This window comes from Natrialba magadii ATCC 43099 (genome assembly GCF_000025625.1).
GTDB lineage: Archaea > Halobacteriota > Halobacteria > Halobacteriales > Natrialbaceae > Natrialba > Natrialba magadii.
Genome location: NC_013922.1, coordinates 1,269,276 through 1,286,121, shown reverse-complemented (window position 1 = coordinate 1,286,121; position 16,846 = coordinate 1,269,276). Strand labels below are relative to the sequence as shown.

The following is a 16,846-nucleotide window of genomic DNA, read 5'->3' as shown; positions in this document are numbered from 1 at the left end:
CATTTTTCCCTTCGATCTCGAATACTTGAACGATCTCCAACTACTCGTGCGAAATTATGAACCTTGCTAACATAGCAACTCTCCGCAGCAGCAGCAGCCACGTTTCCGACGAAAAACACTCGCTGTCCCGAACGGCTCTTTACACTCCCTGCTCTAGCAGCCTCCATGAAGCTCCGTCAGAACGCGCGCCACTTCGCATCGCGAACGGCACTCGAGACGCCCGTCGTTCGGTCGGTCGCCAAATCGGGACTCGTTAGACTGCACACTCGCGTCTTTTTGCGGAAGGCAGACCCCGAACACGCCGACGAGCGCGAGGCTCACCTCGATGACCTCTTCGAGGCGACGGTTGACACCTACCTGCGGGCGCTCAACGACGGCTACTCCGAAGCCGAAGCCCGGGAGATTACGCACATCCAGGCCAACTTCGACTTCTACAATCACGGCTGGACGGAGATGATGGAGTTCCCGGCAGACGAACTCGAGGCCCACTACGATCGCTACCGGGAATTCTTCGAGCGCTGGGACATTACGATCGACGAGCCACTCGGACAGTTCAAACCACCGGAAGGGTTGACCGAAGCGCCCTCGACCCCGGAAAAACTCGAGGATCCAGTACATCCACACGCCGAGGGTGGCTTCGCGGACGACGTCTACGTCGAGACGGCGACTGGTGACCTCATTGTCGGTGGGCAGGACGAACCTGACGACATCGACGTTTCACAGGCGGTCGGTGTGAGTGAGGAGACGGCTGTCGACGCCGATGGCAGTAACGATGGGGCCGGGTCCAGTGGCGACGGAACCAGCGATTAACGAGTCGAGACTAGAGACCAGGGACTAGGGGCTCGGTGATTGGAGCCACGCTGGCGCTTGATACTCGCTCGTCGCCTCTTCTTCCGGCCAGATAATCTCCTGAACGCCGGTTCCGTCGTCGTCTTCCTGCCACTGGAAGTACAGTGGGTTGCTCGCCTCGTAGGCGAGGTCGTGAGCGAACTCGTGATCCGGACCGTAGAACTCGACCGGCCCCGACGCACCCGAGAACTGAATGAACTCGAGTTCGGAGACCACGTCGTCCGCGTCGAACGTTCCGGCGGCTTCGACGGCTTCGGCGTAGACGAGAATTGCGTCGTAGGTTCCGTAGCCGGTGTACACCGGACTCTCGCCGTCGAATCGGTCCTGGTAGGTCGAGACGAACTCCTGGGTCAGATCGCCGGTGGTACTCTGTTCCGTCGCGTTGATCTGGCCGAATCCGTATCGGCAGGCACCGTCGGTCTGTTCGTAGTAGGAGGGCAACTGCATCGGGACGTGCGTGCCGCCGAACGCGAACGGCTGTGGCTGGGGTTGCTGTTCGGGTCGGTTCGGGTACGCCCAGTCGAGCATGGCCTCGTTCCCCGTGTGTGCCGCCGTGATGAGCACGGCGTCAGCGCCCGCCGCTGCCGCCTCACTGTAGAGGTCGGTGAAGTCGTCCGTCGCGGGCGGGTAGCGTTCCTCCATAACGACGTCGAGGTCGAGATCGTCGAGTCGGTCCTGTGTCGCCTCCCAGATACCCTCGGACCACTGGTAGTCCTCCGCAAGCGCGGCGATCGACTCCCAGCCGATCTCGTCGGCCATGTCGTCGAGGAAGTCGATCTTAGCTCGGCCGAGATCGAACTCGTTGATGACGCCCACCCGGAAGTGGTACTTGTACTCGTCGTACTGCTCGTTGACGAGTCGCGTCGCGTCTGCGGCTGCGGCACCCGTCGTCAGGTGAATCGTCTCCTGCTCGGCGATATCGTCCATGATGTTGACGAGCGCGGGGCTATCGAAGACGCCCGTTGTGGCGACTGCGCCGTCTTCCAGGATGAGTTGCTGGTACTGTCGGCGGGCTTCAGATGCACTTGCGTTCGTATCCCGGACACTGAGTTCAACCTCGTGACCGTTGATCCCGCCGTTTTCGTTGAGTTCCTCGACAGCGACCTGGGCTGCCTGCGCCATCGAGCGGCCGATGAAGTCGCTGTCCGGATTTGGCGCGAGAACGCCAATCGTGACAGTGTCGTCGTCTTCGTCGGACGTGGCGCTTTCGACGAGCGTCTCGTAGCTGTCCGTACAGCCGGCGAGCGAGGCCGTTGCGGTCGTCACAGCGGTTGCCTGCAAAAATCGGCGGCGTCGGATCGGGGCCGACCCGTTCTTGCCAGCCCGTTGCTGCCCCTGCTGTGTCGATGGCTCCCCGCGCTCCCCACTGACTGGTGACGAAGTCAACCGATCCCCGGTAGAGTCACTCATACTGGAATGTCCTTTCGACCTATATTTCTTAACGGTTCCGGAGGTCAACGGGTCCCACACCCTGCCCACCCTCGAAGCCGATTGGAACGTTTACTGAAACTAACAGTCGAATAACAATGGATCGGAGGGGTATACAAGCGTTCGCAGCGACTACCGGTAGCGACGACGAGTTCAGCAAACAGTGGTAATTACTCCCTCTCTGACCGATTATCGGAACTGATACTCTCGAATGACAATTTATGTGGGAACGGTTACACGCGTTGCATATCGATGGATCTCCGACGAGTAGTACCTGCAGCGATCCGACGCCGGTACGCGGTCAAGTTTGGCATCGCGTTACTGGTACTCGGACTTTCGGTGGGGTTGATCGGGTTCGTTGCGACCGCTGGCATCACTCACGAGGTCGAAGAGCGTGTCCAGGCCGATCAGACGTCCTTCGCCGGACAGGAAGCACAGGGGCTGCAGATGTGGAACGAACAGAACGAACAGACGATTTCGACGTTCGCACACTCGGATGTCGTCGCGAGTGACGAGCCGGCCGCGATCGAACAACGGCTGCTCGACTGGGAAGAACACCTCGACGCCGACATTTTCTCGATCAGCTACGTCGACCTTGAGGAGGGCTCGATCCTCGCAAGCACCGACGGTGACGTCCGCGGCGCGTCGACGGACGAACTCGAGTCCGTTCCTGAAACCGCCTTCGACGAGGCAACGGTTGAGGTGCCCTGGGTGTCTGAGCCGTACGTCCTCGACGGTGAACTCGACGAAGACGCTGCCGTCATCACCTATGTCGTAACGGTTCCTGGTCAGGACGACAGAGCGATCGTTTACACGGCCGAACTCGAGGCCTACGGCGGCCAGTTCCAGGACGGCGAGCAGGTCGCGACCGTCGTCGTCGACGGGGACAACGAGGTCATACTCGACAACGCTGGATACGGCGACGACTACGCGGCGCTCGGCGAATCCTACGACGGCAACGACACGCTCGTCGACACCGCACGCACGTCGGGTGCGAGCACGTGGGAGGTTTCGGGTAACGGTGCGAGCGTCCTCGACACCTACGACTTCGACACCGACGAGTACGTCGTCAGTTCGGCCCGGGTCTACGGCACTGACTGGGTCGTTCTGACACACGAACCGACCGACCAGGCGTACGGCTTCGTCAACACGGTCAACGACTGGGGATACATTGCAACGATCGTTGGCGTCCTCATGATCGGGATGGTCGGCGCGGTGCTCGGCCGAAACACGGCGGTTTCGATCGACCGCCTGACGGACAAGGCCGGCCAGATAGAAGACGGTGACCTCGACGTCGACCTCGAGACCAGGCGTATCGACAACATCGGTCGGCTCTACGACGGATTCGACTCCATGCGCGTCGCCCTCCGCGAGCAGATCGACGAGGCCGAAACCGCCCGCGAAGAGGCCGAGCACGAGCGCGAACGCATCGCCGAGATCAACGACGAACTCGAGCGGACCGCCGACGAGTACAGCGACGTGATGGAGGCCGCCGCCGACGGCGACCTCACCGCGCGAATGGACGCCGACAGCGACAACGAGGCGATGGCCGACATCGCGACGGACTTCAACGTCATGCTCGAGGAGATCGAGCAGACCGTCGCGGAACTCAGCCAGTTCGCGACCGACGTCGCGACAGCATCCGAGCAGGTGACCGCCTCGAGCGAGGAGGTCCGCTCGGCCTCCCAGCAGGTCACCGAATCGGTGCAGGAGATTTCCGACGGTGCAGAACGGCAGAACCAGTCGCTCCAGTCGGTCAACCAGGAGATGAGCGCGCTCTCGACGACGACCGAAGAGATCGCCGCCTCCTCGAACGAAGTCGCGGACATCGCCGAGCAGACAGTTTCGACCGGGCAGACCGGCCAGGAAGCTGCGCGAGACGCAATGACCGCGATGGACGAAATCGAGACCGAAGCCGACGACGCCGTCGCAGAAATCGAGCGTCTCGAGGCAGAGGTCCAGCAGATCGACCAACTCATCGCGACGATTTCTGAGATTGCCCGCCAGACGAACATGCTGGCGCTCAACGCCAACATCGAGGCTTCCCGCTCCGCCAGCGGCGAGGACGAAGAAGGCTTCTCGGTCGTCGCGAAGGAGGTCAAGGCGCTCTCCGAGGACGTTGCCGAAGCGGCCGACGAAGCAGAAGACCGACTCGAGTCCATCCGCGAGCGGACCGAACAATCCGCCGCGGAAGTGCAGGGGACGAGTTCGGATATCGTCGACGCTGGCCAGCAGGTGCAGGAAGCGGTGGATGCGCTGGAGGAGATTGCAGAACTGGCCCGTGAGACGAACGTCGGCGTCCAGGAGATTTCGGCGGCGACGGAACAGCAGGCGGCCTCGACACAGGAGGTCGTCGCGATGGTCGACGATGCGGCCACCGTTTCTGAAGAGACGACAACCGAAGCGGAGAACGTGGCGGCAGCCGCCGAGGAGCAGACGACGGCACTGACCGAGGTGACGAACTCGGCGTCGAACCTCTCCCAGCAGTCCGGCCAGCTCTCGGCGGCACTCGACCGGTTCGAGACCGATGTCGAGGATGCGGAACTCGATCCGGACGCGGAACTCGAGGCACCACAGACTGAACTCGACCTCGGCGAACAGCCGCTCGACGCTGCTGACGATGGAAATGAGGAGTCAATCGGCGTCACCTTCGACGAAGATGAAGCGGGAAGCGACGTTGTGTTCGACGACGATGAGACGGGAAGCGACGTTGTGTTCGATGACGAGACGGCGTTCGAACCGGCCGACGAATCGACTGGCTTCGGCGAACCGCTCGACCCAGTCGGCGCTGAATCCAGTGATAGTGGGACTGCTGAGCAGTCTGATCCACTTGCAACAGATGCTGGGCAGTCTGACCCACTCGGACCTGTCGGCGGAGCAGAGACGACTGACGACAGTTCGGACGATGGAGACACCGACGGAGATGAAGGCGTAGACCGCGACAGAGACGACGAAGACGAAAACGAAAACGAGGACGAGGACGAGAACGAAAACGAAGCCAGCACCGACGACGTATTCACGTTCGGAAACACGTCAGACGACGAATAACCGTTCGTCGGACAGGCCTCACGCTGATTCGTTCTCCCACTGAGACGTTCTCTCACGTCTCCCAGTCTGGACAACACCGAGAATTCTCTCCGCCCGAGTGATTTGTTCAACTCACACTACTGCTATAGTATGCACAGACAGTCACGTTTAACGATAAGAATTAAGTACATTGCTTATCGTTAGCACCTATGGTGTGGAAGGGACGGCGTCTCATACCGTCGTTCATCAGACGAAGTTTCGCAGTGAAGTTTGGAATAGTCTTCCTCGTCCTCGGGCTCTCGATCGGTGGCCTCGGATTGGTTTCGACGACGTTGCTCACGGACAACGTCGAGGCGACATCGCTCGACGAGCGAGAGGATGCAGCGTATCAGGAGGGAGTCGCACTCGAAGAGTGGCTCACACAGAACGAGAATCAGGTTGCCACGACAGCCGACGCACCGGTGACCGATAGCGGCGACGTGGCGGCGATCGACTCCTATCTGGAGAACGTCTACTACGACCTCTCCGAAGCGCGTGTTAACGCTCTCTACGTAGACACAGAGTCCGGTGAAATTCTCACCGGCATCGGGACCGACGCCGAGACGGTCGAGGAACTCGAGTTCCCAGAGACAGACGAACTCAACGAGGATCTTTCGACGAACCTCGTGCAGCAGACGGAACCGTACGCGACGCCGGACGAAACCGGTACCGAAACTGACGAGCAGGCGGTTGTTTCGTACTACGTCGGCGTCGATGGTGGAGACGGTGCGTTGGTCTTTAGCTTCGATCTCGCCGATCGCTCGACCGGGATGGTCTCTGCGGCCGACTCGGGAACGGTCGTGACCGTTGTCGACGAGCAGGGACAGATCGTCGGCGACGACGCCTATCTCGGCGGCAGCATAGATGACGCGGGCCAGACGTTCCTTATGGAGTACGAGGATACAAACGGCGTTCTCGAGGCGAGTCAGGAAGAAGCACGCGGCTCGATCCGGGTCGACGATCCACCGGGCGAGACGCTACAGAACGAACCGTACAACTTCGACCCTGAGGGGTACGTCGCCGGCTATTACACGACCAACGACGGCTGGACCGTCCTCGTCCACACGGACGAAGCAGATGCGCTCGGTCTCGCCAACAGCGCGACCCAGTTCGGACTGTTGATCACGTTCGCCGGCGTTGCGCTGATCGGGCTCTTCGGGACGATTCTCGGCCGGAATACGGCCCGCTCGCTGAGCGATCTCTCCGAGCGCGCGACCTCGATCAGAGACGGTGCGTACGATACGACCGTCGAATCTTCCCGTATCGACGAAATCGGTGTTCTCTACGACTCGTTCGACGACATGCGCGGTTCGCTCGTCGAAACCATCGATGAAGCCGAAACTGCGCGCGAGGACGCAGAACACGAACGCGAACGCGTCGCTCGAATCAATCGGCAACTCGAGCGGACCGCCGACGAGTACAGCGACGTGATGGAGGCCGCCGCCGACGGCGACCTCACCGCGCGAATGGACGCCGACAGCGACAACGAGGCGATGGCCGACATCGCGACGGACTTCAACGTCATGCTCGAGGAGATCGAGCAGACCGTCGCGGGAACTCAGCCAGTTCGCGACCGACGTCGCCACGGCCTCCGAGCAGGTGACCGCCTCGAGCGAGGAGGTCCGCTCGGCCTCCCAGCAGGTCACCGAATCGGTGCAGGAGATTTCCGACGGTGCAGAACGGCAGAACCAGTCGCTCCAGTCGGTCAACCAGGAGATGAGCGCGCTCTCGACCACGACGGAGGAGATTGCTGCCTCCTCGAACCAGGTCGCAGACATCGCCGAGCGGACGGTCACCACCGGCCAGGAGGGTCAGGAAGCCGCCCAGGACGCGATCGCTGCGATGGACGAAATCGAGACCGAGGCCGGCGATGCGGTCGCAGGAATCGAGCGCCTCGAAGAAGAAGTCCAGCAGATCGACCAACTCATCGCGACGATTTCCGAGATTGCCCGCCAGACGAACATGCTGGCGCTCAACGCCAACATCGAGGCTTCCCGCTCCGCCAGCGGCGAGGACGAAGAAGGCTTCTCGGTCGTCGCGAAGGAGGTCAAGGCGCTCTCCGAGGACGTTGCCGAAGCGGCTGACGAAGCAGAAGACCGACTCGAGTCCATCCGCGAGCGGACCGAACAATCCGCCACAGAAGTGCAGGGAACGAGTTCGGACATCGTCGACGCCGGACAGCAGGTGCAGGAAGCAGTGGATGCATTAGAAGAGATCGCAGAACTCGCTCGCGAGACGAACATCGGTGTCCAGGAGATTTCGGCGGCGACGGAACAGCAGGCAGCCTCGACGCAGGAGGTCGTCGCGATGGTCGACGACGCAGCCACCGTTTCTGAAGAGACGACGACCGAAGCGGAGAACGTGGCGGCAGCCGCCGAGGAGCAGACGACGGCACTGACCGAGGTGACGAACTCGGCGTCGAACCTCTCCCAGCAGTCCGGCCAGCTCTCGGCAGCCCTCGACCGGTTCGAGACCGATGTCGAGGACGCAGAGCTCGATGTGGAAGCCGAGCTCGAAGCTCCACAGACGGAACTCGACCTCAGCAGCGACGATACGGGCGACGGTGAGGACACGACTACTGGAATTACGTTCGACGAGGAGACGGCGTTCGAACCCGTCGAGGAATCGAACCCAGGAGACGACCCGCTTGACTCGGCCGAGGTCGATTCCGACGCGGCCACGACTGATGATCAACCCGACCCGCTCGCCGTCGAAGCGAGCGGTGACGAGGCTGTCGACAGCGAAACGGGTGTCGCCGACGATGACCACGAGACTGCGGCTGACGAAGACGACGGTGACGATCCAGACGACGTCTTCACGTTCGACAACACACCGGACGACGAGTAACGAAGAGCGAGTAGGAATCAGCAATCGGCAATCGGCAATCGGCAATCGGCAATCGGCAATCGGCAATCGGCAATCGACAATCGACAATCGACAATCGACAGCCAAACTCGAGTTGCAGTAGCCGTTCACTGACCGCGCTCCGCTACCTTTTTGCCTGCAGTGTCGCAATGATTCGCCATGCTCACCGTGCGGGCTCCAGCGACGAGCGCAAACCTGGGGAGCGGCTTCGACGTCTTCGGCGTCGCGCTCGGCGCACCCGCCGATATCGTCCGGGTGTCTCGCGCCCCCGAAACGACGATCACCGTGACCGGAACTGGCAGCGAATACATCCCCGAAGACCCGAAGAAGAACACCGTCGGTGCCGTCGCCGAGGCGCTCGACGCCCCCGCACACATCGAGATCGACAAAGGTGTCCGGCCCTCCTCCGGGCTTGGTTCCTCGGCCGCCAGCGCAGCTGGCGCTGCCGTCGCCCTCAACGAACTCTACGATCGCGGTCTCTCGCGCAAGGAACTCGTCCCCATCGCCGCCGAGGGTGAGGCAATCGTCTCTGGCACGGCACACGCCGACAACGTCGCCCCGTCGCTACTCGGTGGCTTCGTCATCGTCACCGACGACGGCATTACGCAGGTCGATGCGTCGCTCCCCGTCGTCGTCTGCCTGCCCGAGATCACCGTCTCGACGTGCGACGCACGCGGTGTCGTCCCCGAACAGGCCCGACTCGGCGACGTCGTCGACACCGTCGGCCACGCCGCTACCCTCTCCGTCGGCATGACGCGCAACGACCCCGAACTCGTCGGCCGCGGCATGGCAGACGAAATCGTCACCCCCGAGCGCAGCGTCCTGATCGACGGCTACGACGCCGTCCGCGAGGCCGCACTCGAGTCCGGTGCGACTGGCGTCACCGTCAGCGGTGCCGGCCCCGCCATCCTCGCGGTCTGTCGGACTGAGTCGGACCGCGGCGCGGTTGCCGGCGCGATGCTCGATGCCTTCGATGCTGTGGGGATCGAAAGTCGTGCTTATCAGACGGCGATTGGTGAGGGTGCGCACGTGTACGGCGACCGGTCCTGAACGGTTTTGGTTTTGTTGTTTTGTTGGTTTTCACGGACGTTCTTCTTTCACCATTTCTTCAGTCCTCCCGTCACCGTCCCTGCAGTCGATTCGCCCCTCTGTGTCGGCCACACTACTATCGTCTCCCCTGTCGCAGACGCAGGTATGGGTACTCGAGTCGACGCCGCACTCGCCGTGCTCACTCTCGCCATCTTCGGCGGCCTCGCGCTGGCGAGTGGCACGTCGCTCTCGCCGTCATTGTTTGTCGTCGGCGGCGCGCTCACGGTTGGGTTCGAACTGCTCGCGGCTCGCGATCCGGCGCGGGTTCGCTACTACTGGGAGCGCTGGTCCGTCCAGTTTGGCTCGCTCGCGCTCGCGGCGCTGCTCGCAGTTGGCGGGGCGTGGTTCGCTCCCGTGATCGTTCTCTCGCTCGGCTGTGGCGCGCTCGTGACGTACTGTACGCTGCTCCTAGCGTGGCGTATGGGCGTCTTGCCGCCGCTACAGACCTGGTGGCAGCCGACTACCAAGAACGACTGACAACCGCTTTACCACTTTCAGCTCTCCGTTTGTGGGGTACCTGGCGTCTAGTAGCTGGAAACCTTCACGTACGCCGACTCGTCACACCGGCGTATTGGCCGCGCTCTCATCGGCACGTTAGATTCGAAGTGAGTGTTGTACTCGAGTAGTTCAGTTTTCGGATACTGATCGGTAGGCGGGATTATACAATTTACGTAGGTATTCTCGTTGCGACTGTCATGTCGGATGAAATGACGCACAACAGTACCGGTCGACGGAACGTGCTCAAAACGGTTAGCGGTGCGGGGATCGCTCTGGGCGGACTCGCGAGCGTGTCGAGCGTGCAGGCTGACTCCCACGGTGAAGCGGGTCGGTTTAACGCTGGGTACGCGACCGAGACGGGAGAACAGCAAATCAGGGACGCGGCGGACAACGTCATCCACGCGATTCACTCGGTGAACACCCTCACTGTCGAGGCAGCGGTTGAAGACATGGAGGCGCTCACGGAGTCCGATCACATCGACTTCGTTGCACCGGATCAGGAGTACTACGCGGGTTCGGATACGAACGACGACAACGACAACGCTGGGGGACAAGTCGTTCCCTGGGGCGTCGAACGAATCGGTGCACGGAAAGCCCACAAAGCGAGCAAGCGCGGAAAGGGAGCGAACGTCGCAGTGATCAACACCGGGATCGACCCGACCCATCCGGACCTCGCCGAGAATATCGGTGAGGGTATCGCGTACAACCGTGCGGTTGGCTATCCCGAGATCAACTGGATCGACGACAACGGCCACGGCACCCACATTGCCGGAACGATCGCTGCAGCCGACAACGACTTCGGTGTCGTCGGTGTCGCGCCGGAGTCGACGCTCCACGCCGTGAAAGTGTTGAACCAGGAGGGTGTGGGCTATGCATCCGACGTCGCGATGGGGATCATCTGGTCCGCAATCAAGGGCTGTGATGTGGCCAACATGAGTCTGAGCGGTCCCTACTCGCCGCTCGTACAGCGGGCAATCCACTTTGCCCACCAGCGGGGCCTCCTGATGGTTTCCTCGGCTGGCAATAGCGGTGAGGCCGTTTCGTACCCAGCATCCGCAGAGGAAGTTGTCGCAGTGAGTTCGACGACACAAGACGATGGCTTCGCGGAGTTCTCGAACTACGGTCCCGAGATCGAGCTGGCTGCACCGGGTGTCGATATCCTCTCAACGATACCAGGCGGCGAGTACGGTGTTGCAACCGGGTCCTCGTTTGGAACGCCGCACGTCACTGGAACGGCAGCGCTGCTGATGGCGAAGGGCTACTCTGCAAAGGAAGCCCGGTACTTCATGACCGACACAGCGATCGACCTCGGTCTGCCGTCCAAAAAGCAGGGTTCCGGGCTGGTTAACGCCGCAGCGGTGGCCAAAATCAAGAAAGGGAAGAAAGGGAAGAAAGGCAAGAAGGGCAAGAAGGGCAAGAAAGACGCCCACAAGAAGGACAAGGACTACGGGAAGGACAAGAAGGACAAAAAGGACAAAGCGAACACGAAGTAACGCGAGGAACGTTCGAGACTGACTGCCCACGTCGTCTCTGATAGTACTCGTCGCGCTCCATCGTTCGTCGTTCCTCCTTCCTCAAACCACTGCCAAATTCGAGGGTCGTTGTTCTTAGACGCCGCGGCTCTGGAGTTTCTCTTCTTCGGGAAGATCGACGTTTGCGTCGCCTTTCATCCCCTTGCCGAGGTTCTTCGAAATCTCTGCGAGTTCGTCGGCGTCGTCCCAGTTGTTTACGGCCTCGACGATTGCCTCACCCATTGCTGGCGGGTTCTCCGCGCCGAAGATACCGCTGCCGACGAAGATGCCGTCACACTCGTGATGCATCATGAGCGCCGCGTCTGCAGGCGTCGCGATACCGCCCGCGGCGAAGTTGACGACCGGGAGACGCCCCATCTCTGCCGTTTCGTGGACGAGTTCCGCAGGCGCTTCGATTTCGCGGGCGTAGGCCTCGCGTTCCTCGTGGGTCATCCCCTCCAGTTGGCGGATCTCCCCTTTGATCGTCCGCTGGTGGTGGACAGCCTGGTTCACGTCACCCGTCCCGGCTTCACCCTTCGTTCGGATCATCGCCGCACCCTCCTCGATCCGGCGCAATGCTTCGCCGAGATTGCGCGCGCCACAGACGAACGGAGCCGTAAAGTCGCGCTTATCGATGTGGTAGGCATCGTCTGCGGGCGTGAGTACTTCGGACTCGTCGATCATGTCGACGCCGACGGACTCGAGTATCTGTGCTTCTTTCGTGTGCCCGATTCGGGCTTTGCCCATTACCGGAATCGAGACTTCGTTGACGATTTCCTCGACGTCCGCTGGGTCTGCCATCCGGGCGACGCCGCCGCGCTTGCGGATGTCCGCCGGTACTGCTTCGAGTGCCATGACGGCGACTGCGCCCGCGTCTTCGGCGATTCGGGCCTGTTCGGGGTTGACGACGTCCATGATGACGCCGCCCTTTTGCATCTGTGCGAAGCCGCGCTTGACGAGATCGGTTCCACGTCGAAGGTCTTCGAGATCTGTCGTCTCGGACATGGTGTGGCGTTTTCACCCACGGCACTTACACGTATCTGTTGGTTCTGATTCCGGCATGACGCGAAACAAACAGAACGAAATGAGAGACGGATTTACTTTCGATCCATCGTCTGGTCGTACTTGCGTTGGTGCTCTCGAATGGTGTGTGCTACTTGTTCGTGATCGGGGACGCCTCGCCACGGGATTTCGGTGCCATCAGCGGTTCGAACGGCTATATCCCCAATGGAAAAGAGCTTCCCGATGAGGCTCTGGGACGTGTCGATCCCCTGCACGTCGGAGATCCGATATTCGCGCGATGCGCCGTTTATGAACCCAATGTCCATCTTTACACGTTCATCGGTGACGATGTACCGTGATTTAGAACGTGCAAATGCAACGTATCCGACGATTGCACCGGCGACCAGCAACCCACCCAGAATTCCGTCCAGTCCTGCACTCAAACTATAGTAGCCACTGCAAGTCAATGCACACCTGATCGCACGACGAGCGCGGTTCGGAGCGAGCGCGGTTCGGAGCGAGCGCGGTTCGGAACGAACGAAGTGAGTGAGAACCGCGGACCGCGAGCGGGGAACAACGTGACCCGCGAGCGAACGAAGTGAGTGAGAACCGCGACACAGCGAGCGGGGAACAACGTGACCCGTGAGTGGGCTGTGCGATCAGTGTGTAACTAGTTGCAGTTGTTACTATAAACAGGAAGAAGAATCCGGCAATTGCCAACAGCTTCCACCAGAGACCCCACCCTGGATGACGGTTTTCGAGCACCACTTCACCATCCAACGTAGTGACGACGCTCGTTCGACGATACCGCTACCATTTTGCGTTCTCCGGCCAACCAGTAGACGAACTGATGACATCGTCGACCGGATTGCCGACTCGTACCCCACTCCCGCGATACCTCGCTCCTGTCCCGCGGGTACTCGAGAACCTCGGGCTCAGATTCGCCTGGCTCGTCGTGACAATCAACCTTCTCGGGACAGTCTTTGGCTTCTGGTACTACTCGGGACAGTTCGCCCAGACGCCGGCCGTAATGTGGCCCTGGGTGCCGGACAGTCCGATGGCGACGCTGTTCATCGCGCTGGCCATTGCTGCCTGGAAACTTGGCCACGAACTGCCGTGGCTGACCGCGCTCGCGTTCTTCGGAAACATCATCCTTGGGCTCTGGACGCCGTACACCTTGCTCGTGTTCTACGACTCGTACTCGTATCTCCACCCGCTGATGTTCCAGTTCCTCTTCTGGAGCCACCTCGGGATGGTTGTCCAGGCGCTCGTTCTCTACCGAATCACCGACTTCCCTGTCTGGGGTGTTGCCGTCGCGTTCGTCTGGTATACGAGTAATCTGATCGTCGACTACTTTATCCCAATCGTCGGCGAGCCCCACCACACCGCGATTCCTGTCGCGCGCGACGAACCGATGTTCCTGCAGGCCGACGCGCTCGGCGTCATCGCTGCCGGCGAAGTGACGTTTACGCTGCTCGCGCTGTTTCTCGCGCTCTCGATTCGGGTAAAGAAGTGCGAAGCGGTACTCGAGAGCGACACGCAACAGACTGGGGCGACTGCTGGTGCTGACTCTGATTCGTAACCCGTTTTGTCGCTCCGTTTGGTCGTTTTCCTTCCCGTTCTCTTGTTCCAAACCGAATAGGTGATGGACGGTAGTTTGACCAGCACGATGTTTTGACAGATGTTTCCACAACACACAGTCACTTATCACCGACATTCGTTCCGACGAGAACGGAGAGATATGACAGCTTCAAAACATCAATCACGTCGAGAAATTGTGTGAGAGGTAAGACAGATGTTTATATTCTGTGGCGGTGTCGAGTAACGTAGCGCAGCGCAGTACGTCGCGGTAGCAACCGCGTGGAGCCACGAGAGGAGTACTCATGTCGACGCAAACCGAGACACGTGAGACCGATCCAGATCACGATGCAGCAACGATCAGGTTGGACAATCTCACCAAACGATACGGCGAGGTCATGGCTAACGACGCGGTCAGCTTTACCGTCGAACCCGGCGAGATATTCGGCTATCTCGGCCCGAACGGAGCGGGCAAGACGACGACCATCCGGCTGTTACTTGGACTCATCAAACCGACTTCGGGAACCGCTGAAGTGCTCGGTGCGGACATCCGTAATCGGCGGGCGCTCACCGAGGTGAAAGCCAACATCGGGTACCTCCCGGACACGCTCGGATTCGAAGAGCGATTGACCGGTCGTCAGGTCCTCGATTATTTCGCCCGGATGCGCGGGGACGAACGACGGGACGAACTCCTGGAGCTGTTCCATCCGCCACTCGAGAAGCCGGTCGAAACCTACTCGCACGGGAACAAACGGATGCTTGGCATCGTTCAGGCGTTCATGCACGATCCGGATCTCGCGATTCTCGACGAGCCGACGTCGGGACTCGACCCGCTCAAACAGGATCGAATGCACGCGTTTCTCGAGAAAGAACGCGACGCAGGGAAAACGATCTTCTTCTCGTCGCACGTGCTGAGCGAAGTCCAGCGCGTCTGCGATCGCGTCGGGATCATTCGGGAGGGCGGATTGGTCGCTCTCGAGGACATCGACACGCTCCTGGAACGCAGCGGCAAACGCGTGTGGGTCCACCTCGCGGAGCCGGTCGACGAGACGCGGTTCGTGACGGACGATATGATCGACCTCGATATCGTCGACAGCGCAGTGCAGTTTACGTACACTGGTGAGTACAACGCGCTCATCGATCACCTGGGGGAGTTCGACATCGCTAACGTCGAGATCACCGATCCACAACTCGACGAGATTTTCAAACACTACTACGGGGGCAGTGCGCAGCCGGAGGGAGGATGACAGCCGTTCTGCGTGCCGAGTCGAGACAGCTGGTCCGCAGTTCGCTCGTTCTGACCGGCCTATTGGGGCTGGTACTCGCGTTCGTACTCGCCGTCTTCCCCGGCTTTGCGGAAGAAGCTGAACTCATCGAGGAGGCGTTTCCGCCGGTCCTGCTCGGACTGCTGGGTATCGAGGAGATTCACACGATCGAGGGGTTCGTTGGCGGCTATATCTTCTCCATCATCTGGCTGCTGTTCGCCGGTATCTACTTCGCGTACGTCAGCGCCGGGATGATCGTCGACGACATCCGAACACGCCGGATGGATCTCCTCCTCTCGACGCCGGTCTCACGCGAGTCGGTCGTCCTCCAGAAGGTTGCCGCACTGTGGGTACCGCTGGTCGCACTGAACGTTGGTCTGTTCGCGGTCCTCTACGTCGGACTCCTGCTTATCGGCGAGACGCTCGATCCCGTCACGCTCGTGATCGCGCATCTGTTCACCGTCCCCTACCTGCTAGTCTGTGCCGGGATCGGCATCGTTCTCTCAGTCGTTCTCGAGCGTGTCGAGAGCGCCCAGGCTACCGCGCTAGGGCTCGTATTCGTCCTCTGGCTGGTCGACGGACTCTCTCATATGGACCCGGATTTCGAGTGGGTCGGTGCGATCGCGCCGAGTCGGTACTTCGATCCGGGAGATGTTCTGGTTCATCAGGAATACGCGTTTGCCGACGCTGGGGTCCTCCTGGTGGCGTTTTTCGCGTTACTTGCGATTGCCACCGTCGTCTTCGTTCGGAGGGATATCTGATGGCGGGGGATACGGGCAGCGATACCACGACGGCTGCTGCTGATGGCCCTCCAGCAACGAATGGAACCGATAGTTCCACGGCCATCCTCCGCGTCGAGTCGGGAAAGCGCGTCCGGGCCTCGGTCGTCCTCGTCGTGGTATTCGGCCTCCTGTCAGCGCTGTACTTTTCGATGTTCCCCAGTCTCTCCGAAGAGATGGAAGCGCTCGAGCAGGCGTTCCCGGCATTTTTCTTCGACCTCTTCGGGATCGAAGCGCTGCACACGATTGAGGGGTTCATCGCCGCCGAAATCTACTCGTTTTTCTGGGTGATCCTCGTCGGCATCTATTTCGCGTACGTCGGTGCAGGACTGATCGCGGCCGACATCGACGACCGGAAGATGGATCTCACCCTTTCAAATCCGGTCTCACGCGAGTCGGTCGTCCTCCAGAAAATCGCGGCGCTGTGGGTCCCGCTCGTCGTGTTGAACGTCGGGGTAGCAACCATCGTCTACGTCGGTGCGCTCATCATCGGCGAATCGTTCAACCCTGTTGCCCTCACGATGGTACACCTGCTCTCGATTCCGTATCTGCTGGTCTGTGCCGGCATCGGATTTGTGCTCTCCACGGTTGTCGACCGTCCGAGAACCGCCAGGGCGGCGGCACTGACGCTCGTGTTCGTCCTCTGGCTGGTCGACGCGGTCTCCGGACTGGACCCGGATTTCGAGTGGATCGGTGCGGTGACCCCGAGCCGGTACTACGACGAAACGGCAATCCTCGTCCGCGAGGAGTACGCGTTCGGTGACGCCGCCGTTCTCCTCGTGGGCTTTCTCGTGTTGGTCGGCCTTTCGTTACTGCTCTTTACGCGACGAGATATCTGACCCGGCGTGGCCACAATTCAACACGCAGCTAACCATCAGTTCGCGACGAAGGAAGGCCCCGACTATATCGTAGTTGG

The 16,846-nt window shown here is 60.7% G+C and carries 12 protein-coding genes and 1 pseudogene; 10 read left to right on the top strand and 3 right to left on the bottom strand.

Annotated elements, in window-relative coordinates:
- Window positions 1–165: 165 nt before the first annotated feature.
- Complete coding sequence (locus NMAG_RS06015) at window positions 166–810, top strand: DUF6149 family protein (protein WP_004217163.1); 645 nt, start codon at window positions 166–168, stop codon at window positions 808–810.
- Between the two features lie 24 nt (window positions 811–834).
- Here NMAG_RS06015 and NMAG_RS06010 read toward each other — a convergent pair whose 3' ends face one another.
- A complete protein-coding gene (locus tag NMAG_RS06010; RefSeq protein ID WP_012996490.1) occupies window positions 835–2,259 on the bottom strand; it encodes an ABC transporter substrate-binding protein in 1,425 nt (474 codons plus the stop codon).
- A 270-nt stretch (window positions 2,260–2,529) separates the two neighbouring features.
- Here NMAG_RS06010 and NMAG_RS06005 point away from each other — a divergent pair, with 270 nt between their 5' ends.
- The 5 genes and pseudogenes from NMAG_RS06005 (at window position 2,530) to NMAG_RS05985 (ending at window position 11,288) form a co-directional block, all read left to right on the top strand.
- Window positions 2,530–5,325 (top strand): methyl-accepting chemotaxis protein, encoded by a 2,796-nt coding sequence (locus NMAG_RS06005; protein WP_012996489.1) that lies wholly within the window; start codon window positions 2,530–2,532, stop codon window positions 5,323–5,325.
- Window positions 5,326–5,513: 188 nt separating this feature from the next.
- Window positions 5,514–8,190 (top strand): annotated as a pseudogene (locus NMAG_RS22750) (methyl-accepting chemotaxis protein).
- A 177-nt stretch (window positions 8,191–8,367) separates the two neighbouring features.
- Window positions 8,368–9,258 (top strand): homoserine kinase, encoded by an 891-nt coding sequence (locus NMAG_RS05995; RefSeq protein WP_004217154.1) that lies wholly within the window; start codon window positions 8,368–8,370, stop codon window positions 9,256–9,258.
- A 144-nt stretch (window positions 9,259–9,402) separates the two neighbouring features.
- Window positions 9,403–9,774, top strand: coding sequence for a hypothetical protein (locus tag NMAG_RS05990; RefSeq protein ID WP_004217153.1), 372 nt, complete (start codon window positions 9,403–9,405; stop codon window positions 9,772–9,774).
- 218 nt (window positions 9,775–9,992) lie between these two features.
- Window positions 9,993–11,288: a S8 family peptidase gene (locus tag NMAG_RS05985; RefSeq protein ID WP_004217152.1), complete on the top strand. Its 1,296-nt coding sequence runs from the start codon at window positions 9,993–9,995 to the stop codon at window positions 11,286–11,288.
- A 114-nt stretch (window positions 11,289–11,402) separates the two neighbouring features.
- Here the strand turns inward: NMAG_RS05985 and pdxS are convergent, their stop codons facing one another.
- Both pdxS and NMAG_RS05975 read right to left on the bottom strand, forming a co-directional pair.
- Window positions 11,403–12,311 carry a pyridoxal 5'-phosphate synthase lyase subunit PdxS gene (pdxS, locus tag NMAG_RS05980; RefSeq protein ID WP_004217150.1) on the bottom strand — a complete coding sequence of 303 codons (909 nt, stop codon included), beginning with the start codon at window positions 12,309–12,311 and terminating at the stop codon, window positions 11,403–11,405.
- A gap of 92 nt (window positions 12,312–12,403) precedes the next feature.
- Window positions 12,404–12,751 carry a PH domain-containing protein gene (locus NMAG_RS05975; RefSeq protein WP_237076820.1) on the bottom strand — a complete coding sequence of 116 codons (348 nt, stop codon included), beginning with the start codon at window positions 12,749–12,751 and terminating at the stop codon, window positions 12,404–12,406.
- A gap of 407 nt (window positions 12,752–13,158) precedes the next feature.
- Here NMAG_RS05975 and NMAG_RS05970 point away from each other — a divergent pair, with 407 nt between their 5' ends.
- The 4 genes from NMAG_RS05970 (at window position 13,159) to NMAG_RS05955 (ending at window position 16,769) form a co-directional block, all read left to right on the top strand.
- On the top strand, window positions 13,159–13,890 hold the full coding sequence (locus NMAG_RS05970; RefSeq protein ID WP_012996488.1) for a DUF1405 domain-containing protein: 732 nt from the start codon (window positions 13,159–13,161) through the stop codon (window positions 13,888–13,890).
- Window positions 13,891–14,191: 301 nt separating this feature from the next.
- Window positions 14,192–15,133, top strand: coding sequence for an ABC transporter ATP-binding protein (locus tag NMAG_RS05965; protein ID WP_004217146.1), 942 nt, complete (start codon window positions 14,192–14,194; stop codon window positions 15,131–15,133).
- Window positions 15,130–15,912, top strand: coding sequence for an ABC transporter permease subunit (locus NMAG_RS05960; RefSeq protein WP_004217145.1), 783 nt, complete (start codon window positions 15,130–15,132; stop codon window positions 15,910–15,912). The genes NMAG_RS05965 and NMAG_RS05960 overlap by 4 nt, the downstream gene beginning before the upstream one ends.
- Window positions 15,912–16,769, top strand: a complete 858-nt coding sequence (locus NMAG_RS05955) for an ABC transporter permease (protein WP_004217143.1) — start codon at window positions 15,912–15,914, stop codon at window positions 16,767–16,769. The genes NMAG_RS05960 and NMAG_RS05955 overlap by 1 nt, the downstream gene beginning before the upstream one ends.
- The last annotated feature ends 77 nt before the right edge of the window (window positions 16,770–16,846 follow it).

Coding starts and splice junctions, on each gene's coding strand:
- NMAG_RS05965 (WP_004217146.1), top strand. CDS start 14,192: ATGTCGACGCAAACCGAGACACGTGAGACCGATCCAGATCACGATGCA.
- NMAG_RS05955 (WP_004217143.1), top strand. CDS start 15,912: ATGGCGGGGGATACGGGCAGCGATACCACGACGGCTGCTGCTGATGGC.
- NMAG_RS06005 (WP_012996489.1), top strand. CDS start 2,530: ATGGATCTCCGACGAGTAGTACCTGCAGCGATCCGACGCCGGTACGCG.
- NMAG_RS05990 (WP_004217153.1), top strand. CDS start 9,403: ATGGGTACTCGAGTCGACGCCGCACTCGCCGTGCTCACTCTCGCCATC.
- NMAG_RS05995 (WP_004217154.1), top strand. CDS start 8,368: ATGCTCACCGTGCGGGCTCCAGCGACGAGCGCAAACCTGGGGAGCGGC.
- NMAG_RS06010 (WP_012996490.1), bottom strand. CDS start 2,259: ATGAGTGACTCTACCGGGGATCGGTTGACTTCGTCACCAGTCAGTGGG.
- NMAG_RS05985 (WP_004217152.1), top strand. CDS start 9,993: ATGTCGGATGAAATGACGCACAACAGTACCGGTCGACGGAACGTGCTC.
- pdxS (WP_004217150.1), bottom strand. CDS start 12,311: ATGTCCGAGACGACAGATCTCGAAGACCTTCGACGTGGAACCGATCTC.
- NMAG_RS05970 (WP_012996488.1), top strand. CDS start 13,159: ATGACATCGTCGACCGGATTGCCGACTCGTACCCCACTCCCGCGATAC.
- NMAG_RS06015 (WP_004217163.1), top strand. CDS start 166: ATGAAGCTCCGTCAGAACGCGCGCCACTTCGCATCGCGAACGGCACTC.
- NMAG_RS05960 (WP_004217145.1), top strand. CDS start 15,130: ATGACAGCCGTTCTGCGTGCCGAGTCGAGACAGCTGGTCCGCAGTTCG.